The sequence below is a fragment of the Microcoleus sp. D3_18_C4 genome (genome assembly GCF_036702355.1).
Classification (GTDB): Bacteria; Cyanobacteriota; Cyanobacteriia; order Cyanobacteriales; family Microcoleaceae; genus Microcoleus.
Window position 1 is genome coordinate 88605 of record NZ_JAUBTF010000023.1, and the last position, 6308, is coordinate 94912.

At 42.6% G+C, this 6308-nt stretch carries 7 protein-coding genes; 3 read left to right on the forward strand and 4 right to left on the reverse strand.

Features of this window, described 5'->3' with window-relative positions:
* Positions 1-93 precede the first annotated feature (93 nt).
* Positions 94-417 (reverse strand): DUF3155 domain-containing protein, encoded by a 324-nt coding sequence (locus QUA90_RS14025; RefSeq protein WP_006635576.1) that lies wholly within the window; start codon positions 415-417, stop codon positions 94-96.
* A 106-nt stretch (positions 418-523) separates the two neighbouring features.
* Positions 524-691, reverse strand: a complete 168-nt coding sequence (locus QUA90_RS14030; RefSeq protein ID WP_333323467.1) for a hypothetical protein — start codon at positions 689-691, stop codon at positions 524-526.
* 121 nt (positions 692-812) lie between these two features.
* Here QUA90_RS14030 and QUA90_RS14035 point away from each other — a divergent pair, with 121 nt between their 5' ends.
* From QUA90_RS14035 to QUA90_RS30445, 3 genes are all read left to right on the forward strand, one after another.
* Complete coding sequence (locus QUA90_RS14035; RefSeq protein WP_333446078.1) at positions 813-2198, forward strand: GAF domain-containing sensor histidine kinase; 1386 nt, start codon at positions 813-815, stop codon at positions 2196-2198.
* A 28-nt stretch (positions 2199-2226) separates the two neighbouring features.
* Positions 2227-2919, forward strand: coding sequence for a hypothetical protein (locus QUA90_RS14040; protein ID WP_333446080.1), 693 nt, complete (start codon positions 2227-2229; stop codon positions 2917-2919).
* Between the two features lie 354 nt (positions 2920-3273).
* Positions 3274-3378 carry a transposase gene (locus tag QUA90_RS30445; RefSeq protein WP_445242835.1) on the forward strand — a complete coding sequence of 35 codons (105 nt, stop codon included), beginning with the start codon at positions 3274-3276 and terminating at the stop codon, positions 3376-3378.
* Positions 3379-3648: 270 nt separating this feature from the next.
* On the opposite strand, the gene QUA90_RS14050 is transcribed toward QUA90_RS30445, so the two are convergent.
* Positions 3649-5181 (reverse strand): ATP-binding protein, encoded by a 1533-nt coding sequence (locus QUA90_RS14050; protein ID WP_333446082.1) that lies wholly within the window; start codon positions 5179-5181, stop codon positions 3649-3651.
* 170 nt (positions 5182-5351) lie between these two features.
* Positions 5352-6308: GAF domain-containing sensor histidine kinase (locus QUA90_RS14055; RefSeq protein WP_333446084.1), on the reverse strand; the 957-nt coding region annotated here is incomplete at its 5' end.

Genomic DNA, 6308 nt, shown 5'->3' on the forward strand with positions numbered 1-6308 from the left:
AGTTGGCACTCTCCAGACAATGAGAACTCTCGCGCTTTTGTTAAAAAACTTAGAAAAACATTGCTGTCAATGTTTTGAGCTAAACATTTTGAGCTATGCGCGGCTGGCTGACACCACAGGAATTTTTTCTGTGGTAGCTTCCAACATCACCTTTAAGCTGGGAAACAAGAAATGGTTCTCTTCTACGTATTGGGCTCCAAATAAACCTTTTTCAGCCCAGAAGTATCTGTCAGTGGTATGCTCGTTACGCTTGACTAACAGCAAAGCTGGGGGAGCAATGCCTTCTGCATGGATGAACTTGCGAGCCGCTGTTACGGGTTTATCTTCGCCGCTCTCGATGCTATATTGAGGCACACACTCTAAAATTCTGCGTCCTTCTTGTCGGCGGCGACTCTTGCGTTTGCGTCTCCTGGCCAATTTCTTTACCTCCTCTGTGAGCAGACAGTATGAGCAGACAGGTTGTAATGATAGCTACCAAATCCGAGGCCAGTATATCCGTTCTAGCTCAAAATTTCAACTGTTTTTAATATATCGACATAATCTTAACATTCGTGCCGATCGACAAAAGTGTAGCGGTTGTGCTATGGTGGGCCGCAAGTTCCGCCAAAAGCCCAGCTTGGGGATCTGTGGAAGCTGCGCGGAGGGCGATGCGGGGCAATGTTGGTTCATGAAAGCCCCATGCCTTCAACATAGCTGCCTTCTATCAAAGGGAATAAATCTGAAATCGAGAAGTATCTCATCAGTAATCGGCCGCCGATCATTTGTAATTTACTTAAAATTCCGTTAGATATCTTAATGTGGCGCTCATGTTAATGCCAGCCAGTTCAGAATTTGTCAAACTTTGCCGTTCGCAGGTGGCTATCGCCGTTAGTTTGGGAGCGAAATTCAGCGCAGTATACCTGACACAAGAGTTGGTAGAAGGCAGCGAAGCAAAGTTGGTGCCGATCGCAGTTTACCCAGAAACCTCAGCCGAATTGGAAGAAAATCAGGGGTTGAGGTTGCAATCTTCCGAAAGCTCGACAGTGAAACCGGTACCGCGACTGCTGGCGCCGCCTGTTCGGCCTGTGGAAGAATCAACGGTAGAGGCGATCGCACCCGATCGACTTCCGGGTAAGGAGCGGAGTTCCCATCAGTGCCAAGGCCCGGAGAATTTGTGGCAGCAGCGGATGCAAATTGTGACGCCTCTGATACACGAGGGAGCTGTAATGGGACTCCTAGTCAGCGGTCGGCAAGACAGGCCTTGGAACGAGCGAGAAGAGGCTCAAATACAACAAATTGCTCGCACCTTAGCCCTAGCCTGCATTTTAGACCAGCGATCGCAGTGGATGCAGCAGGAATTGGGTTCGGCCCGACAAATCCAGGCTCAGGTTTACGACACGATGCACAATTTGCTGCACCAGTTCAAAAGTCCGCTGACAGCGTTGCGAACTTTTGGCAAGCTGTTAGCGCGGCGGCTGGTACCGGAAGACAAAAACCGCAATGTGGCTTTTAGTATTGTCCGAGAGAGCGATCGGCTACAAGAGTTGCTGGGCCAGTTCGATCGAACTGTTGACACCGGCGAAGCACATCTAAAACTGCGATCGGGCACTTCAGAAAAAGCCATGTCCAATGTGGAATCAATCCGGCATTCTCCTCTGTCGCTGTCACCTGTGGCCAATTTGGAGGAATCCTGTTTTGTTACAGAAGTCTTAAAACCGCTGTTAAATTCCGCCGAGGCGATCGCATCTGAAAGGAATCTGAAATTGGTCGCCGACCTGGAGGCGAATTTGCCACCAGTCTCAGCGAACGATCGAGCTTTGCGCGAAGTTTTGAGCAATTTAATTGACAATGCTTTGAAATATACCCCTGCCGGCCGCCAAATTTATATTAAAGTCCGGTACAAAGCAGCGGATGGCGATCGGGCAGGATACAGCCAATTGCCTGCCATAGCAGTTGCCGTCAGCGACACAGGTTCCGGCATTCCTCCCCAGGATTTAGAGCATTTATTTGAGCGGCACTACCGGGGAGAAAAAGCGCAGACAGAAATTCCGGGTACAGGATTGGGTTTGGCGATCGCCCGCGATTTAGTCCGCCAAATGCAAGGAGAAATAGAAGTATTTTCCCCAGTCAATCCTGAATGGCTGCCATCGGCGGAAACTCATTTATATTCAACCGATCGCGGCACTACATTTGTGGTTTGGCTACCAGTGAATAAGTAACGAACTCTATTGCTTAGAGACATTTTTTATGAAGCATCTACCTTTATTCGATAAAATTCCCAAGTTGTCAAATTCTTTAGAAATTTTCAAAAAACACTTTTTTCGTGTACGGTTTTTAGCTGCTTTTAACATTCTGACTTTTCTGATTTTGGGCGGGCTGAGCGTATACGCAAAACTCAACAACCAGGGAGACGGAGTTGAACGCCTGTTTAGCGACCCTTTTAATTTCTGGTTCCCTTACGAAGGAATTCTCACCGGAGTTTCCGAAGTCCTCTGGTGCACCCCAGTCGCAATTTGTGCATTTACTTTCGGAGTGCTGCGCCAAAAAGAGCCGCGGAGTAGATCGGGGATGTTCTTATTTTTTAGTGCTTTACTACTCGGAGTCTTTTTCCTAGATGACAGGTTTCGGATGACTTTGATGCTTTCTGGGTTGGGAATATCTAGCAAATTAATTTATTTCTGTTATGGTAGTGCTGTTTTTTTTTACGGAGTTAAGTTTTGGAGAGACATCAAAACCACTCCTTACCTGCCATTAGTCGTAGCATTCGTCTTGTTTGCTATCTCACGGTTTGAGGATATTTTTGAGTCTCAAAGTCTAGGAGTACACGCGATGTTAGAAGATGGCACTAAATTATTAGCTCTTCTGAATTTAGCACTGTATTTTTGGCACGTATGTCATCAAGAAATCGGGCGGCATTTACGGCATAGGGAAGAACGTTGAGCGCCCAGATTATTTTACAAAAAAAGGCGTTTATAAATTAGGGTATAACTAAGCAACGCCGGCGAGCGCATAGAACCAAAATAATTTATTTGATTTTGATATGGCATCGGAAGATTAGCCAATTTTAGATAGTGAATTAATAATCGAAGGGAATGTCTGAGCAACTTGTTACCTGATGTAGAATAACAAAAAGTTTTTCCTGTCAAACGAGCTATCAGGATGTGTTAATCTTGTATTTACGCGCTCAACAATTCAACACCGCCCTAATTGATGTATCACCGGTTTCATCAGCTTTGACTATTTTTTTACGAAACTCGATCCCATAAATTTTCATTTTTTCTGCTTCTCTACGGAATGCAGCGTACTAAATATACATGGAATATACTGTATTTTTACGGCACAGTTGGTAACGCCTCGGAAGAGATTGTTAAAAAATATATTGCAAACCAACACAATTAAGTTAGAAGAATGTGGCTAAAGCCGCAGCAAGTCCCCACCCCAGCAAAGGGGGGACTTGCTGCGGGAAAAAATTTTGTCAGAATTCCGATGAATGAGGAATTAGCAATTACCTTATTCTCATGCAACTGAAAACCGATATATAGCAATCCTAAATCATTTGTGAATTTCTTACTCCCTCCCCTTGATAAGGGGAGGGTTGGGGTGGGGTAAAAAGTTTACGACTCCTGCAAGGATTGCTATATGATCAATCAATTCAGCCAGATAAGTTTTCTAGGCATTCGCTACAGCGATCTTAGTGGCTCTACAGATAGTCGGCAGATCAATAATAAATTGCGTTCCCTGCTCTGGCGTAGAAATACACTCCAATTGACCGCAGTGTTTTTCTATCAGAATTTTTCGGCTGATGGACAATCCCATGCCTGTACCTTTTCCTATGGGTTTAGTAGTAAAAAAGGGAGTGAAAAGTTTAGCACGAACTGTTTCTGTCATGCCCACACCATTATCAGAAATTGTTACCAGGATGTGGGAAGCCGAGCTAATATTGTCATGCGAATTGCCGGGTACAACTTCAGTCCGAATCAAAATCTGGGGGTGAAAAACTGCACCATCTTCTCTACTTAGCCGCTCTTCTAAAGCATCTATAGCATTCGCTAAAAGGTTCATAAACACCTGATTGAGCTGACCGGCATAACAGTTCACAAGCGGCAATGCACCATAGTCTTTTATCACATTAATAGCAGGCCGATCAGACTTAGCCTTTAGTCGGTGCTGTAAGATCAGCAAAGTGCTATTAATGCCTTCGTGGATATCTACTGATTTAATTTCAGTTTCATCCAACCGCGAAAAATTGCGTAGAGAGTGAACAATATTGCGAATGCGTTCGATCCCTAACTGCATGGAAGAAAGCAATTTTGGTAAATCATCTATGATAAATGGCAACTCTGCATCTTCTATTTCATGGATAATTTCTGCTTCTGGTTGCGGGTAATACTTTTGGTAAAGATTCAACATATTAATGAGTTCTTTAATATAGTCGTTCGCGTGGGATAGATTGCCGTAAATAAAGTTAACCGGATTGTTGATTTCATGAGCGACACCTGCAACTAATTGACCGAGACTAGACATTTTTTCACTTTGAACTAGCTGGAGTTGTGTTTCTTGGAGTTCTTTGACAAAATGCTCTAAGGCAACAGATTTTTGGTGCTCTTTTTCTTCACTGAGACGGAGTGCTTTCTCTACTTGTTCGCGTCGCTCTATTTCAGACTGCAATTTATGACTTAGAGAAAAACTTCTCAAAGCTGTTAGCATCGTAGTGTATAGCTTTGATGTCGTTAATTCAGTTTTAGTTTTATAGTCATTAATATCGTAATTGATAATAATGCTTTTTTCAGGTACTTGTCCGGGTTGACCCGTGCGTAAAATAATTCGCACTAACTGGTTGCCTAAGACTTCGCGGACATATTTAACAAAGTTTAAGCCAGCATCATCTGTTTCCATAATTACATCAAGTAAGATGATGGCAACATCAGGATTTTCTTGGATTAGCTGTTTAGCTTCACGAGCGGAGTAAGCATTAATGAAGGTTAAAGATTTATTTTCAAAGACAAACTTCCTGAGTGAAATTTCGGTAGCGGTGTGAACTTGAGCCTCATCATCTACAACTAAAATTTTCCAGCTTTCACTCAGTTTTTCTTCTGTGGTTTCATCTGCAAACAATATCTCGTCATCCGAGTCGATTACTTCGGCAAAGTATACTGTTTCTGGAGATGGTTGAGTTAACAAATCGTCAAAATCACTTTTCATTGCTGTACACCTTTATTTTTTACTAATGTTTAGGTTTGAAGTTAGAAAACCTGTTAAGAAAAAGGCAGAAGGGAGAAGAGTTACACAGCAACCTTTTCAGTCATCCTTATTTTACTTTTAAGGAGGTAAACTTACTTAGTTATCTTGGCCAGGCAATCGGAATTGGAAATCTACATTGGTGAATCAATTTGCATGGGTAATTTAATAATAAACTTGGTTCCTCTTCCCACCTCACTGATACATTCAATTTCACCTTTTAGTTTTTGGGTGACTAAATTATAGACAATATGTAACCCTAACCCACTGCCACCTTGACCACGCTTAGTGGTAAAGAATGGCTCAAAAATTTTACTTAAGTTTTCTGGGGGAATACCTTTACCTTCATCGGCGTATTCAAACCTTAGCCGATTACCTTCTTGCTCCCAATCAAAGATTAGTTCCCCAGAAATCCCTGGTTCGTAGGCATGAATCAGAGAATTGATTAGCAAGTTTGTCACAACTTGGGACAATGCTCCTGGATAAGAATCTATAGCTATTTTGCTATCTCCCTTAATTTTAAGCGAATGTTGGCTATTTTTCAACTTTGGTTTTAATTGTAATAAAATTTCATCAAGATAAGGTCTGATCTGGAAAGTACGTCGTTCTTCGCTAGAGCGATCTACTGCTACTTGCTTAAAGCTTTGAATCAAGGCTGCCGCCCGATCTAGGTTAATTAGAAGTGCTTTACTGCTTTGACTAGCAATATCGACAAACTCTTCTAAATCCGAGCGCTTCATTTTGCCACTTTTATAAATAGATGCAAATTCTGTGGTATTTTCTGCCAAAGCTGAAGCAACAGTGACGCCCACTCCGATGGGAGTATTAATTTCATGGGCAACACCAGCAACTAATCCTCCTAGAGATGCCATTTTTTCAGATTCGACTAGCTGAGTTTGGGTGGCTTTTAAAGCCTCTAGGGTGTTCGATAATTGTTGAGTACGATCGCTCACTAATTGCTCTAAGTTTTGATTAAACTCCTGTAAATTTTTGTAAAGTTGAGCATTCTCAATAGAAATAGCAATTTGGGCAGATAAAAGTTTTAACAACTCCAGGCGATCGGTAGTAAAAGCCCCCTCAGTCAAATTATT

What these genes read in the sequence shown, in the direction of transcription:
- QUA90_RS14040 (WP_333446080.1), top strand. Translation starts at nt 2,227, where the DNA reads ATGAAGCATCTACCTTTATTCGATAAAATTCCCAAGTTGTCAAATTCT.
- QUA90_RS30445 (WP_445242835.1), top strand. Translation starts at nt 3,274, where the DNA reads ATGCAGCGTACTAAATATACATGGAATATACTGTATTTTTACGGCACA.
- QUA90_RS14035 (WP_333446078.1), top strand. Translation starts at nt 813, where the DNA reads ATGCCAGCCAGTTCAGAATTTGTCAAACTTTGCCGTTCGCAGGTGGCT.
- QUA90_RS14030 (WP_333323467.1), bottom strand. Translation starts at nt 691, where the DNA reads ATGTTGAAGGCATGGGGCTTTCATGAACCAACATTGCCCCGCATCGCC.
- QUA90_RS14050 (WP_333446082.1), bottom strand. Translation starts at nt 5,181, where the DNA reads ATGAAAAGTGATTTTGACGATTTGTTAACTCAACCATCTCCAGAAACA.